This window comes from Marinomonas sp. (genome assembly GCF_965225885.1).
Lineage (GTDB): Bacteria > Pseudomonadota > Gammaproteobacteria > Pseudomonadales > Marinomonadaceae > Marinomonas.
In genome coordinates this window covers 925799-947982 of sequence record NZ_OZ245329.1, presented here as the reverse complement: position 1 = coordinate 947982, position 22184 = coordinate 925799, and the positions used below count along the sequence as shown (strand labels likewise).

Sequence of the window (22184 nt, the reverse complement as noted above, 5' to 3'; positions counted from 1 at the left end):
TTATGAAGCATAATCCATATCACACGCTACGCGTTATACTTGGCGATCAGCTAAACGCTGCCCACTCTTGGTTTAAAGAACAAGATCAAGGCGTGCTCTACATCATAGCCGAGCTACATCCAGAAGCCACTTATGTCACACATCATATCCAAAAGCTTTGTGCATTTTTCCTCGCCATGGAACGCTTTGCTAACGCGCTAAAAGAAAACGGCCATGACGTGTGTTATCTCACTTTGGATGACACTCAAAATCAGAGTTTAGAAGAAGTAATATTAAGCCTCGCCAAGCAATATAATATTGACCATATAGAGCTTCAACGCCCCGATGAATACCGTGTCTTACAGCAATATCATCAGCTAATAACCCATCACTCGACACCTAAATTTAGCATGGTCGATAGCGAGCATTTCTTATTACCTTTCAATGATATTCCTAACTTTTTTCAAGCAAAAAGCACCGTTCGTATGGAGCATTTCTATCGTAAAATACGCCAGCGTTTTAATATATTGATGGCCGATGAAAGACAACCTGAAGGCGGGCAATGGAACTACGACATAGCCAATCGCAATAAACTCAAAGCAAAAGATCTCGACGATATTCCAGCGCCCTTGTGTTTCCAGCATGATGTAACCCATTTGCTTGAGCGCATCCAGCGTCACAATATTCCTTCCCTTGGCAAAACAGAATCCAATTTACTTTGGCCAGTCACCAGCAAAGACGCGCGTAATTTACTCGCCTTTTTCTGCGAGCACTTGCTGCCAAACTTTGGTCGCTTTCAAGATGCCATGACAAACCAAACACCGCACAGCTGGAGCTTGTACCATTCGCGTCTGTCTTTTGCACTTAACGCCAAATTGATCAGCCCAAAACACGTTATCAAAGCCGCCATTACGGCGTATCAAGAAAACGACAACATCGACATTGCCCAAATTGAAGGCTTCGTACGGCAAATCCTCGGCTGGCGCGAATATGTGCGCGGCATGTATTGGATCAATATGCCGGACTATGAACAACAAAATGCCTTAAACGCCGAGCGAGAGTTACCCAGCTATTTCTGGAGCGGGAAAACCAAGATGAAGTGTCTTGCCAGCGCCATTGGGCAATCTCTCGATTACGCCTATGCACATCATATTCAACGTTTAATGGTAACAGGCAACTTCTGCATGCTAACGGAAATTCAGCCGCAACAAGTCGATGAATGGTATCTAGGCATTTATGTGGACGCTTTGGAGTGGGTGGAATTGCCCAATACCCGTGGCATGAGTCAATTTGCCGATGGTGGCTGGATTGCCTCCAAACCTTATGCTGCAAGCGGCAGCTATATGCAGAAAATGAGCGATTACTGCGGTGATTGCCATTACAAGGTCAAAGAGAAAACCAGCGCGCAGTCTTGCCCTCTCAACAGCTTGTATTGGCGATTTATGGTGAAACATCGAGAACGCCTTGCGAAGAATCATCGCATCGGCATGATTTATGGTAATTGGGATAAGCAAGACGACGCGCAAAAGCACGCCGTCTTACAAAGAGCAGAATGGTGTTTAGAAAACATTGAATCGCTGTAATTTCTACTTTTTACTTTCTGATTGAAAGTTTAATTAACCGATGTCGCTTCTTGGCGATTAAAACGCTGTTGCTGCCATTTAACGATTCTTGGTAACAATAAACCGGCAATCACAATCGCTACGCCTACTAGCTGCAAGCTTGTTACAGTTTGACCATATGCAAATGCCGTCAAGGCCGCGAAGACAGGCACAAAATTAAAGAACAAGGAAGCATTCGCGGCACCTAGCTGCTTCACACCTGAAATCCACAACAAGTAACCACCCACGGTGCCAAACACACCAATGAACAATAAGTCTCCAAAGACACTGCCACTGATCGCCAAACTTTCTTGTAGTGGATGAACTTCAGTACTAAACGCCGTAACCAAAGAAATCACACCTAGTCCTGATAACATGCCAACCAGAGTATAAGGAATCATCGGCATCCAACGGCTCACACCTTGCGTTAAATAGGTATAAAGGCTCCAGCACAACATACCCAGAAAGATCATTTGATCGCCGTGGTTAAACTCAAAACCCAACAAGCGTTTAAGCTCGCCATTGGTTAATACCAACAACACACCGGATAAACAAACCACCAAACTAAACACCGCACCGCGAGCTGGCAGTTTGCGTTGCAACAAAGAACCAATCAGAGACGTTGCCAAAGGGCTGAGCGCCATAATCAAAGCACCGTTACTGGCATCTGTTTGTGCTAAGCCAGTAAATAAACCAAGGTTTAAACCACCGACACCAATAATAGAAACGCCAATCGCCCACGCCCATTGCTTTGCCGTTAAACTAGGCATCGGCATGTTTTTCCATTTGGCATAAATAAACAGACAAAAAGCAGCGATGGCAAAACGCCAAATGACCAAGGTTAGCGCGTGCACTTCTCCCAACGCATGTTTACCAACGGGAAAACACGCTCCCCAGAAAAACGTGCATAGCAACAGCAATAATACGGCATTGGTATTCACCGAACGGCTCATATCTTTCTCCATTAAAAGAAAACTTGAAAATATAAGGTGCAGTGTATAGATTTTAAATACGGAATAAATAGACAAAATTGAGACAATAAATCCCAAATATGAAATTTAACTATTCACTTGATGATATGCGTTGTTTTTGTGCGGTTGCCCAACATGGCAGTTTTAAACAAGCGTCGGCGGCGCTGGAGATTCCACTCTCTACATTGAGTCGACGAGTCGCCAAACTCGAAGAAGACTTGGCAATAAGACTGCTGAATCGGGATGCACATAGAGTCAAGCTCACCCACTCAGGACAACGATATTTCGAAAGGAGCGCGTCTCTTTTTGAAGAATTAGAGGATGTGGCGGAGTGCCTGCTGCAGGACAAAACCCAAGCCAAAGGTACGATTCGGATTTCTGCACCGGTGAATTTTGGTGTGCATGTTTTAGCTCAGCACTTTAATGCCTTTTTGATCGAATACCCTGACATTAATCTGGATTTGCGTCTCTCAAATCAAAACATCGACATTGAAGAAGAAGCCATCGACATCGCGTTTCGAGTCGGTGACCATAATGCAGATCATTGGGTTGGCCGACACTTAACAGATATTCGCTTTATGATATGCGGCTCGGTCAATTTAGACCTATCCAATCTAAAAGCGCCTTGTGACTTGGAAGGCTTTCCCACTGTCTTGTGTTCGCCCATGTCTACGTGGAAGCTGCAACACACTACCTCAGGAGAGATGCAAACCCATAAACCAAACCATAATATTCGCCTAAAAGTAGACGACATCAGCTTGCTTACGCGCGCCATACAAGATGGCTTAGGTATCGGTTTTATGCCTGATTATAATGCGCAGCCATTGATTGATTCCGGAGAGATTCAACAAGTTTTACCAGATTGGAGTAACCAACCTCGCGGCTGCCAAATGCTCTATCGAGATCGAGACAACATGCCCTTGCGACTTCGTCTGTTAATCGACTTCATGATCAAGCGGTTTAACGACAATCCACTATACCAATAACTAAAAAAGGCATACTTATTTTAAGCGACTAAGCAAATTGATTAACCGATAGCTCCACTATTAAGTCGCTGCTGATCTTTTCTAAGGCTGCTTCCAATTCTGACAAAGGTAAATTTTTTGGTACAGCCAACACCATGTCAGTTTTGAACAGCATATCGGAACTCATCGGCGCAGGTTCACAAGTGGTGGTAAGTTCTTTGACGTTAACCATCAATGAATGCAGTACTTGGGACACCTCTTTAACAATGCCCGGACGGTCATTGCCAACCACGGATAGTGACAATGTCGAGCCTTCTGTTGTTTTCTGATTCGCCATTTCAACGGTGACATGCAGACCCAGTTGTTCAAAATTACGTAGCGCATTCACCAGTGCTTCTTGATGCTCCAAGGGAACAGACAAGATTAAAATACCGGCAAACTTATCTGCCAAATGCGCCATGCGGCTTTCCAACCAATTGCCGTGATGGCGAGCAATCGTATCGGATAAACGCTCAACAAGACCGGGGCGATCTTCACCAATAAAACTCAATACAAGATGCTGCGACATAGTTTTCCTACCCAAAATTTAGATTTTTTATAAGATAAAACAGGTTATGCAAGGCTAACAATAAAAGTAGACGAAATCCAAACTACCGCAACTCTTCTTATTCGCCAAGCAAAAGTCCTTTTCCCTTCCGTATTTCAATCTGCCTTTTTCAATTTCGCTTGCTGATGTAAAAAGTAAAAACCCAAACCAGCCGCTAAGATGCCAGAAACACTGCCCATACCGATAGACCATCTCGCTCCCAAGGAGTCCGCTACCCAACCGACCAGAGGCGCACCCAAGGCAGTACTTCCCAAGGCCGTTGCTAGAACCACTGCCATCACCCGACCGCGGTAACGTTTTTCCGTTGCCACTTGCATATAAGAAGCGGTTGACGTGGTAAACAGCTGCAAACTAAGACCCAACAAAACCAGTAACACGGCAAACGACCAGAAAGAGGGACTCACGGCCACAAAAAAGCTGCTCATCGCGTACATGGCTGCAACGTAGATCATAAAACGGAAAGACGGCGAAGAACGACGACTTGCCGTCACCACAGCACCCGAAATAGAGCCAATGGCCATCATGGAGATCAAGAAGCCATATTGATCCGCATGACCTTGGAAAACATGCACCGTCATCGCCGACAAATACACCGAGAAGTTCATGCCAAGACCACAAATCAAGAACGACATGACTAGGATCACGGTCATCTCTCGGTGCTGACCAATATAGCGAAAACCATCCAAGAATTTCGCCATGTCTGGTGTGGCTTTGCTGGTATCTGGCACCACCTCAGGAAGACGTTTCTTAAAAAGGTGAAGGGCAGTCAACAACGGAATAAAAGACAGCACATTGATCATAAACACCCAGCCAGTGCCGATCAGTGCGATTAGGATCCCAGCAATAGCAGGACCAATCAAACGAGCCGAGTTGAACGCCACCGAGTTTAAACCCACCGCGTTCGACAATTCTTTTTCACTGACAATATCAGACACAAAGGCATGACGGGCAGGCGCATCAAACGCAGCAACACACCCCAAGGCAAAGGCACAAACACACACTTGCCACAGCACCACTTGCCCACTGAGCACTAACACACCAAGAATCAATGCCAAAGCCGCCATTAAGGATTGAGTAATAAAGAGTAATTTGCGGCGATCCATGCGATCCGCTGCCCAACCGGTAATCGGCAAAAGCAAAATTTGCGGGGCGAATTGCAAAAAGACAACCAAGCCCACAGCGGAAGCGTTTTTATCAGAGAGTTCAGCGATCACGATCCAATCTTGGGCAGTACGTTGCAACCAAGCGCCTATATTCGAAATAGCAGCGCCACCGAACCAAAGTCGATAGTTCGGGTTAGATAAAGAGCGAAATGTTCTACTCAACGAAAACTCCTTTTATCACCTAAAAAATGTCATTAAATGGATTTAACATAATGAGAATAAATAGCAGAGCTAAAAAACACTGCTTAAATGGCGCTTTCTTGTACACTGAACAAAGTAAGCCCAATCCTGTAAAACGTAAGGGATTAAAAGTTTCACAGTCATTGCTTCATAAAAATAATCAACTACAGGTATTACATAGTGATATTCAATAAAATGTCTCTAAAAGCACAGTTTATTTCCGTTATTGCGCTACCCTGCCTTGTGCTCTTACTAGTCAGCTGGGCCGGATTACGCGGTTTATCTAATGCACAAGAACAAACCAAACAACTGGCTCAAAATACCAGCGCTCCTCTGAGGTCGCTTGCTGAAGTGGCGTCTCGTATTCCTCGCATGCGTGTCGGTATCGACATCATCTTGCTGCAAGAAATACCCGCAATGCAGGATGAAAGAGGCGCCTTAACACGCGTCAAAGAAACTCGCACAGAAGATATCCCTGAAATGGATATGGCACTAAAACAAGCATTGGAGGCACAAGCCACGCCTCAGATGCGCGCCGAAGTACAAAAGATCATTGATATTTTTGCTAAGGTCAAAAGTAACGAACTCACGCCAATGCTAGCAGCAATAGAGAAAAATGATCTCACCACCGCACAGGAAATATACAAAACGAAATACGCTAGCAGTTACGGCGTCATGCGCAAGGCCGTTAACAAAATGCTCGATGACTTACTTGAGCAAGGCGAAAAAGCCTACGCTCAAAGCCAAACAAATTACGAAAACAGCCGAAATAATATGGTTGTTTTGATTATCATCGCCTTGCTGGCATCTATTCTGTTGGCTTGGTTAATGTTACGTCGTCTTTCTCTGCGTGTCTCCTATCTACAGCAACATATTTCCAGTGCCAGTGATAAATTGGATTTAGGTTCTGCCATGACCATGGACGGTAAAGATGAACTTAGCGATATTGCGCAGCACTTCAATCTCTTCATAACGAAAGTTCGTACTGCAATTGAAAACGTTGCCGACAATTCTCGTCAGCTTGCCCACACAGCCAATGATGTGGCGGCTAAAGCGAAGGCCACTCACAAAAACAGCCTAAATGAACGCGACCGCACCACACAAATTGCCACGGCCATCCATGAAATGGGCGCCACGGTTGAGAACATCGCTGAAAACGCATCACAAGCAGCGAAAGCAGCCCAAGAAGCCGATAAACAAGCTCATCAAGGCGCAGAACTGGTTGCCAGAGCAAGACAAGGCGTCAGCGCCTTATCTTCCGAAATAGAACACATCAGCACTGATATTAACTCATTAGCAACACAGACAGATTCTATCGGTAGCATCCTTGATACCATACGAAGCATTTCTGAACAGACCAACCTATTAGCTTTAAACGCTGCGATTGAAGCTGCTCGTGCTGGTGAACAAGGCCGAGGATTCGCAGTAGTGGTCGATGAAGTTCGAAACCTGGCTAGTCGCTCTGCCGCTTCCACTGATGAAATTCAAAAAATGATCGACAAGTTACAAGAACAATCAGCCAAAACGGTTACTACAATTAAAGCCGGACAAGATCAAAGCACCGCTGTGGTCGGCCAAGCGAATGAGGCAAATACTTCCCTTGAACAAATCACTGCGCACATTGGCCAAATTAGTGATATGAATATTCAAGTAGCTACAGCCACGGAAGAGCAAGCTCTTGTCGTCACTGATATGAGCAAAAATGTTGAAGAGATTAACCAGCTAACAACCGAAACCGCTGAAATCGCTGATGAACTAACAGCGTCGAGCACGAACTTGCAGAAACTGTCTCTTCAACTTGATAAATTAGTGACTCAGTTTAAGCTTTAAAACCAACAACCGTTTGGCGAGCAAACCGTAGAAACAAGAAAGGGAAGCAAATTGCTTCCCTTTCTTTTTAATAACCAAAAGCCGCTCTATCGCTAATTAGTTCTTATCATTCGAAAGACAAGCCGCCGCGGTAAATAACACATCGGTCGAGCTATTCAGCGCCGTCTCAGCAGAATCCTGCAATACACCAATAATGAAACCAACCGCTACAACCTGCATGGCAATCTCATTGGGGATATTGAACAAACTACACGCCAATGGAATCAATAAAAGAGAACCACCAGCCACGCCCGATGCGCCACACGCCGACACGGCCGCAATCACGCTAAGTAATAATGCCGTACCAAAATCCAGTGAAATACCCAAGGTATGTACAGCCGCCAAGGTTAAAACCGTAATAGTAATGGCCGCACCTGCCATATTGATCGTCGCGCCCAGCGGAATAGATACAGAATAGGTGTCTTCATCCAAGTCTAAGCGCTTACAAAGATCTAAGTTAACCGGAATATTTGCCGCAGAACTACGGGTAAAAAATGCCGTCACGCCGCTTTCTTTTAGACACTTAAAAACCAAAGGATATGGGTTACGACGAATTTTACAAAACACCAACAATGGATTGGTAACAAACGCGATAAATAGCATTGAGCCAATCAGCACTGCTAACAGGTGAGAATAACCAAATAGCGCATCAAAACCAGTCGCCGCTATCGTGCTGGCAACCAAACCAAAGATACCAAAAGGTGCCAAGCGAATAATGAAGGACACAATACCTGTCACACTAGTCGATATATGCTGCAACGCAGATTTAGTCGCTTCCGACGCATGACGCAAACCCAAACCAAAACCAATCGCCCACGTTAATATGCCAACATAGTTGCCTTGAACCAGCGCATTGACTGGATTGTCTACGATTTTAAACACCAAGGTATGCAACACTTCGCCAATGCCTTGAGGCGCGCTTTGGCTTAAATCAGGAGCTACCAAGTTTAATTGCGTCGGGAAGGCAAAACTGAACATCACAGCCGTTAACGCTGCGACAAAAGTACCTACAATATAAAGCACAATCACAGGGCTAATATGACTTTGTTGCGCTTGTTTATGATTAGCAATCGATGCCATCACCAACAAAAACACCAAAATTGGCGCAATGGCTTTCAGTGCTTTGACGAAAAAATCACCAAGCAAACTGGTAGACAAAGCGACGCTAGGTGAGACATAGGCGAGTACTACGCCACAAATAATACCGATGGCAATTTGTAATACCAAACTACCGCGAAGATAACGCTGAAACAGTGATGGTTTTTGAGCAAATGTCATTAGAAGGGGGTCCATTGAAATTTTCAAGGCCGCACCTTACTGCATCCCAACTCAAAAATGAACCATTTTAGGGCGTGATTGCAGATATTATTGCAATATATCAACCAACTCCAACATTTAACCGATCATTCAACTTCCTCATTTTCTACTAAAAACACCACTTGTACTCAGCCCAAATTAGCCCCATATTGCTTACATACATAAACCTTACTAAGGAATCACAATGTCGAATTTGTTAGAAAAATTGAACTGGCGTTATGCCACCAAAAAAATGGATTCAAGCAAAGCCGTTGAGCAAGAAAAAGTAGATCGTATTTTAGAAGCGATTCGTCTTACAGCGACATCAAGCGGTCTTCAGCCATACGAAGTTATCGTCGTGAAAAACAAAGCTCTACGTGAAGCCATCGTTCCTCATGCCTGGAACCAAGCACAAATCACAGACGGTTCTCATCTGTTAGTTTTTGCTGCATGGGACAACTACACGGAAGAGCGCATCAACAAGATGTTCGACCTAGTCAACGACGAACGAGGCTTTAAAAACGAAGGCTGGGGAAATTACCGTCAAATGATTCTAGGTGCTTACCCTCCACGTGATGCTGAAGTAAATTACCAACACGCTGCGCGTCAAGCTTACATCGGTCTTGGTACTGCCTTGATTGCTGCCGCAGAAGAAGGCGTAGACAGCACACCAATGGAAGGCTTCGACCCTGCTAAAGTTGACGAAATTCTAGGTCTAACTGAACGCGGACTTCGCTCCGTGATTTTGCTTCCTCTAGGTTACCGCGCAGACGAAGGCGACTGGTTGAAAGACCTGAAAAAAGTACGTCGTTCAACAGAAGAGTTTATTACTGAAATGAACTAATTTGCTGTTTCATTGAAACAACAGATCTAAAACGCCAGTCTGCTGGCGTTTTTTTATGCTCAGCTTTTGAATATGACAAAAAGCATGAAAGCCACACACCAGATCAAATAATAATGACCCAAACGCAAAAAACCTGCGTATGTTAATGGCATTAAGACTCTTTAACTGCCCAAGGACAAAGCATGGTTAAATACCTAGGACTCCTCTTCATCACCCTATTTTTAAGCGCTTGCTCTTCGAACGACAGCTGGCGCACAGCAAGCCGAGAACCCGCAGGCATTGCGCCTTCACCAGAAACAGAAAAAAACGCCGTGATTGAATTTTATGCCGCCGATGCCTTTAGTTGGCGTGGGTGGTTTGCGGTTCATACTTGGGTAGCAACCAAAGAAAAGAATGCTGCTGAATATACCGTTCACGAGGTCGTGGGTTGGCGAGTAGATAGAGGGTTGCCAGCGTTATCTGAATACACAACGACCACACCAGATCGTTATTGGTTTGGCGCAAAGCCAGAGAAAGTGCTGTCAATTATTGGCCCAAAAGCGGAAGCATTGATTCCCAAAATTAACGAGGCAGTAAAACGCTACCCTTGGGCAAACGAATACACCGTGTTCCCTGGACCAAACAGCAACACATTCCCCGAGTGGATAGGCTTGCAAGTACCAGAGCTAAACCTTGATATGCCATTTAGAACCATCGGCAGCGGCTATGCGGATAACTAAAATCATTTATTCGCTCGCTAGGCAAAAAATTAAGTCAGTATTTAGAAAGCCTCTGTATTGACCCACCTTTGCCCTTAGGCTACGTTTTCTGCATGGAAAATGTAGCCTAGCAATCTTGTTATTAAAGCCAACGTTCCAACCTAACCTTTTCAGTTAATGTTCCAATCTAAGTCACAATAACAATTCACTCGGATCTTTTACGAGCATCTTTTAAAAGGCACAAACATGGTCAAGGATTACGCTTTTGAAGCACAAAAAACACAACAGCGTTTGTTAGCAGAATTAGATTTTAGCCAACTCACTTCTCAGCAAAAAGCCATCTTTATTAAGCGCTTAGAAAACGGATTTACGCCACTCTTTGAGCAGCTTTTTCCGCTTTATGGACAGTGCTTCGACCTGCATTATCACCTTAAGGTATTACTGCAATCCTTTATCGATTTTCATAAGAAAAAACGCCCAGCACAAATCAAAGACAAAGCAGAGTTCTGGTTTGAATCCAATCAAAATGTCGGCATTGCCGTCTATGTGGATTTATTAGCTGACGACCTCAGCTCCCTAATCGACAAGATCCCGTATTTTGAATCCTTAGGGATCAACTATGTTCATCTAATGCCGCTTTATTTAGCACCAGAAGGCAATAGTGATGGCGGTTACGCGATTTCAGATTACCGTACTGTATCGCCAAATTTGGGCACCAACAAAGATCTAAAAGACCTTGCTTCCGCGCTGCATAAAAAAGGCATCCGCATGGTGTTGGATTTTGTGTTTAATCACACATCAGACGAACATCGCTGGGCGGAAGCTGCAAAGTCAGGCGATCAAGAATTCCAAGGCTACTACTATTTCATGGACGAGCAAGACGCCATGGAATACAACAAAACCGTACGTGAAATATTTCCGCAGGTTCGTCGCGGTAGTTTCACTTATTTACCTGAACTAGACAGCCACGTCTGGACAACCTTTAACTCATTCCAATGGGATTTAAACTATTCCAACCCAGCGGTTTTTGTCGCTGTCGTAGAAGAAATGCTGCATCTGATTTTAAACGGCTGCGATGTTTTACGACTCGATGCTTTAGCTTTTGTCTGGAAAGAAAAAGGCACGGTGTGTGAGAACTTACCCAAGGCTCACAACCTGATCAAAGCCTTCAAAGCCTGCTTGGATATTGCTGCGCCACAAGTGGTGTTTAAATCCGAAGCCATTGTTCACCCAGATGAAGTAAACAAATACATCGGCGCCGACGAATGCACGCTGTCTTACAATCCGCTGATGATGGCCTTGTTATGGGAAAGCTTAGCGACACGCCAAACTAGCTTATTGTATCAATCCCTTGAACGCAGTTTCACCATTCCAGAACATACCACTTGGATAAACTACATTCGCTGTCATGACGATATTGGCTGGTTATGGGATGACGCCATTTCTGATCGTCTTGGCATTGATGGGATCGGCCATCGCCGCTTCTTGAACCAATTCTATACCGGACAATTTGAAGGTTCTTTTGCTGCGGGCGTACCCTTTCAAGAAAACCCAGTCAATGGTGATTGCCGTGTTTGCGGTACCTTGGCGTCTCTGGCGGGTGTAGAAAACGCCATCAACATCAATGATCCTCTATTACTTGATCATGCTATCAAACGTATTCGAGTCCTCAATGGCATAAACTTCGCCATGCCCGGCATTCCGCTACTGTATCAAGGTGATGATCTGGGCGTGCTCAATAGTGACGATTACTTAAATGATCCAACTAAGGTGGATGATAGCCGTTGGGTGCATCGTAAGAAGCTCACCAAAGCCGATTTCGCGCTGGCGGAAGACAACAGCACACCACAAGGCAAAATCGCTCAGCTGATCCGAGAGATGATCCAAATCCGCAAAGCCCATTCGATTTTTGCAGCGGATAAATTTGAATTGGTTTCTCTAGGCAGCCAACACCTGTTTGCTTTCAAACGACAAATGGGCGACAAAACACTATTCGTCATTGCCAACATGAGCGAACACCTAGTAGCGCTCGAACATCTACCACTTGGCCAATCACTAAGCCAACTAATCGGCCAAGACACAGCAATCAACTTGCTAGATAAAGAGTTAATTGATTTGCCATCATTAAGCCTTATCGAACCGTTAGATATTCTTTGGCTGGTTAATAACTAAGCACTTTCAGCTGCTACAAAAAAGCGGATTGATAGAAATATCAATCCGCTTTTTTAATTGCTCTGTACTCGCTTGAGACTAGTGCTTGGTTGAACCGGGATTTGGGATGAAGTTAATCACCACTTCTTCCGCTTCTGGGAAGCTCGTTTGGGGCTTATTCACTCGCGTTGGAATCTCAGTCGGCTGCGCCTGTATAACCGTAGATTGCTCGTCCGTGTAACCACAGGAAATGCACTCACGATATTGCTTTTCAGCGTCATCATCGCGCCATGCACGAATTTTATCCATCTCACTACAACGAGGGCATACCGCCCCTGCGATAAAGCGTTTTACAGTCATAACCCAACTACCTTTAAAAAAGTAACGCCCTAATTCGACGTTATAACAAAGCAGCGCCTTGTCTGATGATTATCAAGCGAGGCGCTGCTTCCTTGCAGTACAAAATTTTAAGCCGCGATGCCGCTGTGTCTCAATAAGGCATCGGTGCTTGGCTCACGACCACGGAATTCAGCGAATAATTCCGCTGCTGGACGAGAACCGCCATTGGCCAATATGGTATCACGGAAGCGTGCGCCGGTATCTTTATTGAAGATGCCGTCCTCTTCGAATTTCGAAAACGCATCCGCCGATAACACTTCGGCCCACTTGTAGCTGTAGTAACCCGCCGCATAACCACCCGCAAAAATATGCGAGAAGCTGGTTTGGAAACGGTTAAATTCAGGTGGCGTGGTAACAGCCACTTTGCTACGAACATCATCAAGGACAGACTGAACTGAAATGTCTTTTTGATATTCCATGTGCAAACGGAAGTCGAACAAAGAAAACTCCAATTGACGCATCATCTGCATGCCGGATTGGAAGTTCTTCGCGGCCAGCATCTTGTCTAACAAGTCTTGTGGCAGCGGCTCGCCTGTTTCGTAATGGCCTGCAATATGAGCCAGAGCTTCTGGCTCATAGCACCAGTTTTCCATAAATTGACTTGGCAACTCGACGGCATCCCATGCCACACCATTGATGCCCGATACAGAAGAAACATCCACTTGAGTTAACATGTGGTGCAAGCCATGACCAAATTCGTGGAACAAGGTCGTCACTTCGTCGTGCGTCAATAAAGCGGGTTTGTCCCCAATTGGCGGCGTGAAGTTACACACAAGATAGGCAATCGGTAACTGCAAGCGGTTATCGCTTAAACGACGACGTGTACGGCAAGAATCCATCCATGCACCTCCGCGTTTCGCTTCACGCGCATACGGATCTAGATAAAATCGAGACACGTCTTCGCCATCCTTGCTGATGGTGAATAACTGCAAGTCCTTGTTATAGCTATCAAATTCTTTTTCTTCACGAATATCCACACCGAATAAAGTTTGTGCCACGTGAAACAATCCAGACAAAACCTTGTTCATTGGGAAGTAAGGACGCAGCTCTTCTTGAGAAATACTAAACTTATGCTGGCGTAGTTTTTCCGCATAGTAAGTCATGTCCCAAGCGTTCAATTTCTCTATGCCATTTTCATCTTTCGCAAACGCTGTTAGCTGCGCAAGATCTTGTTCTGCTGAGCTTTTTGACTTTTTCGCTAAATCGTCTAAGAAATCGATAACCTGCTGGCCATTGTCAGCCATTTTAGTGGCAACCGACAATTCAGCGTAATTATCAAAACCAAGAATATGCGCCATCTCATGACGTAACTCTAAAATTTCGTCGATCAAAGGCGCATTGTTGAATTTGATGTCGCCACCTTGATCGGACGCGCGCGTCGCAAAAGCGCGGTACATTTCTTCGCGCAGTTCGGCATTGTCAGCGTAACTCATCACTGGAATATAAGATGGGAAATCTAATGTGAACAACCAACCGTCTTTTTCTTTGGCTTCGGGCATTTGCTTCGCTTGTGCTAGTGCCGATTCAGGCAAACCAGACAACTCGTTTTCGTCGGTAATTAATTTGCTCCATGCTTGCGTCGCATCCAACACGTTTTCACCAAACTGGCTACCCAATTCAGACAAACGCTGGCTGATCTCGCCATAGCGTTTTTTCGCTTCACCTTCTAGGCCAACACCTGACAATTCGAAATCACGGATGGTTTGCGTCAAGGCTTCGCTTTGTGATTGTGTTAACTTTTTTGCTGCATCGCTTTCAGCAAGGATTTTGTAGGCTTGGTACAAGGCTTTGTTTTGCCCAAGATCCGTATAAAACTGAGTCAATTTTGGCAAACAAGCGTTATAAGCAGCACGCAGCTCTGGGGTGTTTTTTACTGAGTTCAAATGACTAATCGGCGACCAAAAATTGTTTAGGTCGTCGTGTAGTTGATCCAAGGGCAAAACAAGGCTTTGCCATGTTGGATTGGTATTTTCACTCACACAGGCGTCGATGGCTGCTTGGTTGTGCTTGAGTAGTTTCTCTAGATCCGCTTCGATGTTCGCAACATCGACGTCGGTAAAATTAGGTAAGCTGGTCGCGTCCCATACAGACTGTGACATATCATGATATCCTTTTATATTAATTGAACGCTGTATTGCATTGATCAATACTATGCTTACTAAGATAGGTTGTCTTAACACTTTTTCAATGCATAAAAGCCTATTGTGTTAATAGTTCCTTCATTTAATAACACTTTCTATTAACAAGCCCCCCTTTAAGAGAGGATTTATGGTGATGAAATCTTTCCGTGGTAAAACACCACAACTTGGCGACCGTGTTTGGGTCGATGACAGTGCCGTGATTATTGGTGATGTCACCATTGGCGAAGACAGTTCGGTTTGGCCTTTGGTGGCGATTCGTGGCGACATGCACCGCATTCGTATTGGTGCTCGTACCAGCGTCCAAGACAATTCCTGCCTACACATTACTCACGCCAGCGACTATAAGCCAGAAGGTCATCCGCTGACCATTGGTGACGACGTCACCGTTGGCCACATGGCGATGTTACATGGCTGTACGATTGGCAGCAGAGTATTAGTTGGCATGGGGACCACAATCCTCGATGGAGCGGTGATTGAAGACGAAGTCATCATCGGCGCCGGCTCCTTGGTGCCACCTGGTAAGCGTTTAGAAACGGGTTTTATGTACATGGGTTCTCCCGTAAAGCAAATCCGTCCACTCAACGATAAAGAAATCGAATACTTTCAGTATGCCGGACTGAATTACGTCAAATTGAAAGATGAATATTTAGCTGAAGCACTGGCTCAAGAAAAAATATCACAGTAATAAATATCGAAAAAAAAGGATGAGCAAAAATAACACGGCCGTATTGTAAGAAATCATAAAACCACATCGTCTAACAATAGCGCATACCTCGAGGCTTAAATGACCAATGCGAATTTTTCAGTTGAGATAGATCATTCGGCAACAAAAGGCATCTTCCAAGATGCTGTCTTTATTGAAGAATTGCGTATGCAAATGCTGAAATTTGCAAAACTTCAAGTACGAGACAATCAATTAGCAGAAGACGCGGTACAAGAAGCCATGTTCTCTGCGTATCAAAATATTGATCGTTTTGCGCGACAAGCCGCGTTTAAGACTTGGGTGTTTTCTATCTTAAAGAACAAAATTATCGATTTGTTGCGTAAAGAAAAACGCCATACCTCAGCTAGCCAGCTTGAAGATGGGCCAAACCTAAGTGGTGATGCATTAATAGAATACTTGTTCGAAGAAAATGGCCATTGGCAGAAAGACGAGCGTCCAAAAAAATGGGATCAACCAGAGCATGGCGTTGAAAACGAGCACTTCTGGCGTATTTTCGATGCTTGCTTAGACGCTTTACCAGCCAAATATGGTCGATTATTTATGATGCGCGAATTTCTCGAAATGGATACGCCTGAAATTTGTCATAACGAAGATGTGTCAGTAAGTAGCCTAAACGTCACCTTGTATCGTGCTCGATTACGCTTACGGGAATGTTTAGAAGACAACTGGTATCAAGTAGAGAGGTCTTAAACATTATGATCAAATGCAAAGAAGCAACACAATTGCTTTCTGAGAAAATGGATCGTCCTTTGAACGTAAAAGAAAAAGTGCTGCTTACTCTGCACACTTCTATTTGCTCACCTTGTCGTCAGTTTGGCGAGCAAATGAAAACTATGCGCGAAATTTCAAAGAGTTACGCTAAAGAAAGCGATACAACTAAAAAATAAATATTTATTTTCGAAAGATAGTGTAATAAAGACATTCTGGTCAGCGTCAAACAAAGCGTAATCAAAAGACATGTTTGTCTTCCCTTTTAGAATATTGAGGATCTACCCATGAAAAATGCAAAACTATCTTTATCGCTAGCTCTTGGTACCGCTATTGCCCTATCTGCTGTTGCAGTTCCAGCTGAAGCGGCTAGTAAAGAAAAATGCTACGGCGTAGCACTGGCTGGTCAAAATGATTGCGCGGCAGGCCCAGGCACTTCTTGCGCAGGCACTTCCAAAACAGATTACCAGTCAAACTCTTGGAAATTAGTTCCAGCTGGTACCTGTAACGATCTAGAGTCTAAAACATCCTCAACTGGCCACGGCCAATTGCAAGCCTTCTAAGACGGATAACACATGTTATCTCAGTCACAACAAAGCCGAGGCGCTAATGCGCCTTCGGGCTTTATACAAAAAACTGGCATCAGCCTAAAACCTTCCTATTACCACGAGATTCTCGACGCCCATCCAGAACTGGGATTTTTCGAGATTCACGCTGAAAACTATTTAAACCTAGGTGGCCCAGCTCGACACTACTTGCAAAAAATCCGCGAATTCTATGCTTTTACAGTGCATGGCGTGGGGTTATCCATTGGCGGAGAAATGCCTTTAGACCAACAACATTTACGTCGCGTGGCTCAACTCGTCAGCGAAGTGCAGCCTGCAGTTTTTTCCGAGCACCTTGCATGGTCAACTCACGACAACGCATTTTTGAATGACTTATTACCAGTGGCTTATAATCAAGCAACTTTAGATCGCGTTTGTGAGCACATAGACCAGCTTCAATCACGATTAAAACGTCGTGTTTTAATCGAAAATCCTTCGACGTATTTTGAATTCAAACACAGCGACCGCAGCGAAATAGATTTCATTCGTGACATGGTCAAGCGCACAGGTTGTGGCCTATTGCTCGATGTAAACAATGTCGACGTCTCCTGTTTCAACAACCACAGCAACCCATACAATTACATTGACGAATTTCCAAGTAGCGCCGTTGAGCAAATTCACCTTGCCGGTCACACGCTTGACAACAATCCTATCGTGCCGCTCAAAATAGACAGCCACGACGAGCCTGTTTCTCATGATGTTTGGGATTTATATCGACACACCTTAGCAACCATTGGAGATCGCCCGACACTAATTGAGCGCGATGGTAATCTACCGCCTCTGGTAGAACTACTGGCAGAAGCCCAGCAAGCAGACACAATAAGAGACGCAATTCGACAGGAAAACCCGCATGAATGAGCACTTTAAAACCACCTTATTCAATCAAAACAACGCTTTTTATGACGAAGTAAAAGGCCGTTCAGACGATGAGAAAGAAGCTCGCTTTAACGTTTATCGCAACAATGTCTATGTTTCTTTGATCGACGCTCTAGCGGATATTTTCCCTGTCACGCAAATGCTCGTCGGTGAAGACTTCTTCCGAGCAATGGCGCGAGAATATGTGCCATTGAATCCTCCAAAAAAGCCCATCATCAGCGATTATGGAGATGGTTTTTCCGACTTTGTTCGCCATTTTGAACCGGCGAAAAGTCTGCCTTTTTTAGGTGATCTGGCGACGCTAGAATTTAATCTTCTCGCACTGACTAATGCACAAGAATACGACACACTTGAGCACGAGCAAATTTCAGCGGCGTTTAATAACGCATCAGACCCAACCACCTTGCACCTGCTGTTACCGCCAACTACACAAATCCTTGTTTCCCCTTTTGCTATTGGGTCCATTTATCTAGCGCATCAAGGCAATGGAAGCCACTCTTTAGCTGACATAATAATAGATAAAAGCGAGTACTTACTTCTATCAAAGTCCCATTTATACGCAGAGCTGCATATTATTTGTCACACCGAAGCCGTTTTTATAAAACATCTAATGCAAGCCAAACCACTCGGCGAAGCTATCCCAGACGACGAGAGTTTTGACCCCGGCACCAGTCTGGCAAAGCTTATTGAGTGGAAACTATTAACTGAAATCTCTGAAGCGGGCGCCTAAGAGCACAACCTTGAATGATAATAAGAAGGGGAAACCATGCTACAAACGGCAGAAAATCTATTTAAAAAAATACCCGAGTCATTGATTCTGCTCTTGGCGCGATTTGCCATTGCTGCGGTATTTTGGAAGTCTGGCCAAACAAAAATAGAAGGATTCTCTTTGGATATTATCGCGATGGAAGCGCACTTAGGATGGCCGCATTTAAAAGACTCAACTTTGTTTTTGTTTGAATACGAATACAATTTACCATTGCTGTCGCCGATGATAGCAGCAACCTTAGCGGCTCTTGCCGAGCACATTTTACCGATTCTCATTTTGACTGGTTTTTTGACACGCTTTGCTGCGCTCGGTTTGGCAGGAATGACCTTGGTGATTCAGCTTTTTGTCTATCATGACGCTTACCCAACTCACGCCACATGGTTAACCATTGCCTTGTTAATCATGTGGCGCGGCGCGGGCGCTTTTTCTTTAGATCGTTTGATTTTTAAACGCTAATCAGCTTCTCACTTAGCCGGCAGAATAAAAGTAGACGTTGCTTCATGGGTTTGTTCAGCGGCTCCGGATAAGGCATCGGTGAGCTTACTCAAGCGTTTTGATGTCTGTTCATTGCTGACGGTGACTTCCACAATCCGCCTAATGTGCTCGGCAATATCATTCGCTTCTCGTGCCTGCTGCTGAGCTAATTGCGACAGACCATCTAGACTTTCTAATGATGTGGCCGCATCTGCTTCTAATTGGCTCAGAGGCGCGACAACGTCCTCGATTTGCGCAACGCCGTGGCGCATTTTCTCTTGGCCTTGCACCATTTCATTAGAAATCTGCATCGACAAGCTGCTGATGGTTGTGATCACTTTATCTATGGAAGCCGTCACTTCCGCCGTGTTCGTTGCCAAATTTCGGACTTCATCGGCAACTACTGCGAAACCTCGACCACTTTCTCCGGCCCGAGCCGCTTCAATAGACGCATTCAAGGCCAATAGATTTGTCTGTTCCGCAACATTCCGAATGCTGTTCACAAATTCGGTTACCGTCATCGCACTTTGATTTAACTCAGCGACTGCTTTAGAGGTTTCTTCTATATAAGCTGCCACCGCAGTAATGTCTGTGGCCGCAGAAGTAATCACTTTCTTGCCATGTTTGGCCAAATCGTGCGCGGCTTCCGCTTGATTACGCGATACGCTAACGTGATCTGCCATCACATTCGCCGAATTAGATAATTCGCTGACCGAGCCCTGAATATCATTAGCCATAACAGCTTGAGTATTAGAGCCTTGGTTAACATCCGCCACGTTGGTACGAATCTCACTCACCGCGGTGACCACGGTTTTGGCGCTTTTATCAATTTTCATAACAACACCAGCTAAACTGACTTGCATGCGCTTAACGCTATCGAGCAATTGGCCAATTTCCCCTTTTTGCTCAGAAGTAATGTCTTGAGAAAGGTCGCCACGAGCAAATTTGTCTAGCAAGGCAATGACATAATTCAGTGGAGTAACAATACTACGAGAAATCAAAACCGACATAACCAAACCAATTAACACCGCCAAAAGACCAACACCAACGGTTAACCAAATAGCCAATTCTGATTCAGATAAAACTTCCTTCTGGCGCCCTTGCATCATATTGCGTTCGTACTCAGACAACGCAGAGGTTTGTTTTAAAAACGTTTGTAATTCATTACGAGTCGTACCTGCCATCAATTTTTTGGCATCATCAAGTTCACCGAACTCTAAGGCTTCTACCGTTGCTTGAAGAGCGGCCTGATAAACTTTACGTTGTTTTTTTAATCCTTCGATGCTCGCCTTATCTTTCGGCGTTTGCACCAACAGAGCCATTTTCTCTAGATTGGTGTCTAGGCTTTTATTACGTTCATCAATTTCTTTATAAATTGCCACCCGAGCGTTTCGCTCTTCCAGTACAAACAATAATAACAAACGGCTTGCCAAGCTTTCTGCGTTTACGTTGAGCTCGCCGGTCAACTCCACTAGCGCCGCATTTTCATCCACTATGCTGCGGATATTGCCAGACAAAAGCTGAAAGCGGCTGACAGACAACACAACCACCAGCACCAACAATGCCAACAACACTAAATAACTCGCCCTGAGACGACCACGGATACTAGTAAAACCAGGCATAGAACAACCTCTTATGAAATATTAAAGCGACGAAAAGCACGTACCATCTGATATGAACATAATAGACGTAAAACTAGCTAGTTTTATTACAGGTAAATAGTCTTCACTGAATAATGACCCACTTTTTTAAAGCAAGTTTTTAAATAACGAATGACATTTAAAATATACGCTTTAAGGTTTTTTTATAAAAATCAAACGCATCCACAGCACCTTTTACAGCCTGATCCGTTTGCTCATCGGTCAGATTGAGCGCATCCAATTGTGCGACAAACTTACGCCAATGAGGCGCTCGACCGTCTACGTGTGCAGACAAATGCCTAGCACCTCGATGAGCATCGAAATTCAGTTTCTGTGTCTCTTTATACAAAAATGCAGCACCAATATTCGACCCTTCACTGCAATATAACCAGCCAATAGCCTCGTAAAGATGATCGATGCATGCCACATCTTTTTTATCCACATTCAGCGTTAAACCTAAATCCGCCAGATCCGACTCCACCGCAAACAAACGAGGTAACTCAGCCAAACCTGACAGCAAGGTTTGCAAATCTGGTTGATGATACAAAGGCGCAACTGACAAATGGAAAATATGCTGAACACGCAAAAACTTTATATAGTTCTCTTCATTGGCGAATGGCTCGGATTGCATCACCAATGTATCAACACTATCGTGACTGGCAAGCGTGGAATATTTCAGCCGCTTTGCGAAGGTTAAAGTATCTTTTTCTTCTGTCATGGTTAACGCAAACGCTTAAATGGCAAGGTGTAAGCGATCAGGAACAGCAAAGCAGCACATACCACGACGCTTGGGCCTGTTGGAGTGTCCCAGCGATAAGATGCCCACAAACCACCACATACCGACAAGCAACCAATCAAGCTAGCAAACGAGGCCATTTGCACCGGCGTACTCGATAACTTACGCGCCGTCGCGGCAGGAATAATCATCAAGGACGTAATCAACAAAACACCGACGATTTTCATCGCCACGGCAATCACCAAGGCCACCAGCAACATCAGTAATAAACTAATCGCTTCGACCGGATAGCCTTCTACTTTTGCCAACTCTTCATTAACCGTGACGGCCAACAGAGGTTTCCAAAATGTGACTAATAACGCAATGACCGCAAAACCACCGCCATAAATCCAATACACATCGGTTTGGTTAATCGCCAGCAAATCACCAAACAAATACGCCATCAAATCGATACGAATATTGTCGAGAAAGCTCACCGCTACCAAACCAAGTGACAATGCAGAGTGAGCAAGAATGCCCAACAAAGTATCTGTCGCGATAATGTGTTTCTTTTGCAAAGTCACCAACACCAAGGCCAAGCCAACGCATAAAACGATAATCGCAAGGTTCAAATTGATGTCTAATAAAAAACCTAACGCCACACCTAATAGCGCAGAATGCGCCAAGGTGTCACCGAAATACGCCATGCGTCGCCAAACAACAAACGCCCCTAATGGCCCTGCGACCGCCGCCACACCCAATCCGCCTAACAAGGCTCTGAGCAAAAGATCTAACATGCTATTACTGAC

22 protein-coding genes are annotated in these 22184 nt (G+C 44.7%); 13 read left to right on the top strand and 9 right to left on the bottom strand.

Annotation, left to right across the window (positions count from 1 at the left end; all coding sequences use genetic code 11):
- Window positions 1–2: 2 nt before the first annotated feature.
- Complete coding sequence (locus ACO05V_RS04270) at window positions 3–1562, top strand: cryptochrome/photolyase family protein (RefSeq protein WP_421847847.1); 1560 nt, start codon at window positions 3–5, stop codon at window positions 1560–1562.
- 29 nt (window positions 1563–1591) lie between these two features.
- Here the strand turns inward: ACO05V_RS04270 and ACO05V_RS04265 are convergent, their stop codons facing one another.
- A complete protein-coding gene (locus ACO05V_RS04265; protein WP_421847845.1) occupies window positions 1592–2533 on the bottom strand; it encodes a DMT family transporter in 942 nt (313 codons plus the stop codon).
- 98 nt (window positions 2534–2631) lie between these two features.
- Between ACO05V_RS04265 and ACO05V_RS04260 the strand changes: the two genes are divergently transcribed.
- Window positions 2632–3537, top strand: a complete 906-nt coding sequence (locus ACO05V_RS04260; protein ID WP_421847843.1) for a LysR family transcriptional regulator — start codon at window positions 2632–2634, stop codon at window positions 3535–3537.
- A gap of 28 nt (window positions 3538–3565) precedes the next feature.
- Here the strand turns inward: ACO05V_RS04260 and ACO05V_RS04255 are convergent, their stop codons facing one another.
- Window positions 3566–4084, bottom strand: a complete 519-nt coding sequence (locus ACO05V_RS04255; protein WP_421847841.1) for a glycine cleavage system protein R — start codon at window positions 4082–4084, stop codon at window positions 3566–3568.
- A gap of 134 nt (window positions 4085–4218) precedes the next feature.
- Window positions 4219–5448, bottom strand: a complete 1230-nt coding sequence (locus ACO05V_RS04250) for an MFS transporter (protein WP_421847839.1) — start codon at window positions 5446–5448, stop codon at window positions 4219–4221.
- A 198-nt stretch (window positions 5449–5646) separates the two neighbouring features.
- Between ACO05V_RS04250 and ACO05V_RS04245 the strand changes: the two genes are divergently transcribed.
- The gene (locus ACO05V_RS04245; RefSeq protein WP_421847837.1) at window positions 5647–7296 is read left to right on the top strand and encodes a methyl-accepting chemotaxis protein; all 1650 of its coding nucleotides are present in this window, start codon (window positions 5647–5649) and stop codon (window positions 7294–7296) included.
- Window positions 7297–7392: 96 nt separating this feature from the next.
- On the opposite strand, the gene sstT is transcribed toward ACO05V_RS04245, so the two are convergent.
- The gene (gene sstT / locus ACO05V_RS04240; protein WP_421847835.1) at window positions 7393–8613 is read right to left on the bottom strand and encodes a serine/threonine transporter SstT; all 1221 of its coding nucleotides are present in this window, start codon (window positions 8611–8613) and stop codon (window positions 7393–7395) included.
- Window positions 8614–8836: 223 nt separating this feature from the next.
- On the opposite strand from sstT, the gene ACO05V_RS04235 reads away from it, so the two are divergent.
- From ACO05V_RS04235 to ACO05V_RS04225, 3 genes are all read left to right on the top strand, one after another.
- Window positions 8837–9475: an NAD(P)H-dependent oxidoreductase gene (locus ACO05V_RS04235; RefSeq protein WP_421847833.1), complete on the top strand. Its 639-nt coding sequence runs from the start codon at window positions 8837–8839 to the stop codon at window positions 9473–9475.
- Between the two features lie 182 nt (window positions 9476–9657).
- Window positions 9658–10194, top strand: coding sequence for a DUF3750 domain-containing protein (locus ACO05V_RS04230; protein WP_421847831.1), 537 nt, complete (start codon window positions 9658–9660; stop codon window positions 10192–10194).
- Between the two features lie 225 nt (window positions 10195–10419).
- Window positions 10420–12345: an alpha-amylase family protein gene (locus ACO05V_RS04225; protein WP_421847829.1), complete on the top strand. Its 1926-nt coding sequence runs from the start codon at window positions 10420–10422 to the stop codon at window positions 12343–12345.
- A 78-nt stretch (window positions 12346–12423) separates the two neighbouring features.
- Here the strand turns inward: ACO05V_RS04225 and ACO05V_RS04220 are convergent, their stop codons facing one another.
- Window positions 12424–12684 carry a YheV family putative zinc ribbon protein gene (locus tag ACO05V_RS04220; RefSeq protein ID WP_421847827.1) on the bottom strand — a complete coding sequence of 87 codons (261 nt, stop codon included), beginning with the start codon at window positions 12682–12684 and terminating at the stop codon, window positions 12424–12426.
- Window positions 12685–12791: 107 nt separating this feature from the next.
- Complete coding sequence (prlC, locus tag ACO05V_RS04215; protein WP_421847825.1) at window positions 12792–14822, bottom strand: oligopeptidase A; 2031 nt, start codon at window positions 14820–14822, stop codon at window positions 12792–12794.
- A gap of 169 nt (window positions 14823–14991) precedes the next feature.
- Here prlC and ACO05V_RS04210 point away from each other — a divergent pair, with 169 nt between their 5' ends.
- The 7 genes from ACO05V_RS04210 to ACO05V_RS04180 all read left to right on the top strand — a co-directional run bounded on the left by ACO05V_RS04210 (window position 14992) and on the right by ACO05V_RS04180 (window position 19002).
- Complete coding sequence (locus ACO05V_RS04210; RefSeq protein ID WP_421847823.1) at window positions 14992–15549, top strand: gamma carbonic anhydrase family protein; 558 nt, start codon at window positions 14992–14994, stop codon at window positions 15547–15549.
- 99 nt (window positions 15550–15648) lie between these two features.
- Window positions 15649–16278 (top strand): RNA polymerase factor sigma-70, encoded by a 630-nt coding sequence (locus tag ACO05V_RS04205; RefSeq protein ID WP_421847821.1) that lies wholly within the window; start codon window positions 15649–15651, stop codon window positions 16276–16278.
- A 5-nt stretch (window positions 16279–16283) separates the two neighbouring features.
- Window positions 16284–16475, top strand: a complete 192-nt coding sequence (locus ACO05V_RS04200; protein WP_421847819.1) for a zf-HC2 domain-containing protein — start codon at window positions 16284–16286, stop codon at window positions 16473–16475.
- 108 nt (window positions 16476–16583) lie between these two features.
- The gene (locus tag ACO05V_RS04195) at window positions 16584–16859 is read left to right on the top strand and encodes a DUF2282 domain-containing protein (protein WP_100186196.1); all 276 of its coding nucleotides are present in this window, start codon (window positions 16584–16586) and stop codon (window positions 16857–16859) included.
- 12 nt (window positions 16860–16871) lie between these two features.
- Window positions 16872–17759 (top strand): DUF692 domain-containing protein, encoded by an 888-nt coding sequence (locus tag ACO05V_RS04190; protein WP_421847817.1) that lies wholly within the window; start codon window positions 16872–16874, stop codon window positions 17757–17759.
- The gene (locus ACO05V_RS04185) at window positions 17752–18507 is read left to right on the top strand and encodes a putative DNA-binding domain-containing protein (RefSeq protein WP_421847815.1); all 756 of its coding nucleotides are present in this window, start codon (window positions 17752–17754) and stop codon (window positions 18505–18507) included. The genes ACO05V_RS04190 and ACO05V_RS04185 overlap by 8 nt, the downstream gene beginning before the upstream one ends.
- Window positions 18508–18543: 36 nt before the next feature.
- Window positions 18544–19002, top strand: coding sequence for a DoxX family protein (locus ACO05V_RS04180; protein WP_421847813.1), 459 nt, complete (start codon window positions 18544–18546; stop codon window positions 19000–19002).
- Between the two features lie 8 nt (window positions 19003–19010).
- Here ACO05V_RS04180 and ACO05V_RS04175 read toward each other — a convergent pair whose 3' ends face one another.
- The 3 genes from ACO05V_RS04175 to znuB form a co-directional block, all read right to left on the bottom strand.
- On the bottom strand, window positions 19011–20642 hold the full coding sequence (locus ACO05V_RS04175) for a methyl-accepting chemotaxis protein (protein ID WP_421847811.1): 1632 nt from the start codon (window positions 20640–20642) through the stop codon (window positions 19011–19013).
- A 157-nt stretch (window positions 20643–20799) separates the two neighbouring features.
- Window positions 20800–21378 (bottom strand): biliverdin-producing heme oxygenase, encoded by a 579-nt coding sequence (locus ACO05V_RS04170; RefSeq protein WP_421847809.1) that lies wholly within the window; start codon window positions 21376–21378, stop codon window positions 20800–20802.
- Between the two features lie 2 nt (window positions 21379–21380).
- Window positions 21381–22172 carry a zinc ABC transporter permease subunit ZnuB gene (znuB, locus tag ACO05V_RS04165; RefSeq protein ID WP_421847807.1) on the bottom strand — a complete coding sequence of 264 codons (792 nt, stop codon included), beginning with the start codon at window positions 22170–22172 and terminating at the stop codon, window positions 21381–21383.
- Window positions 22173–22184 lie beyond the last annotated feature (12 nt).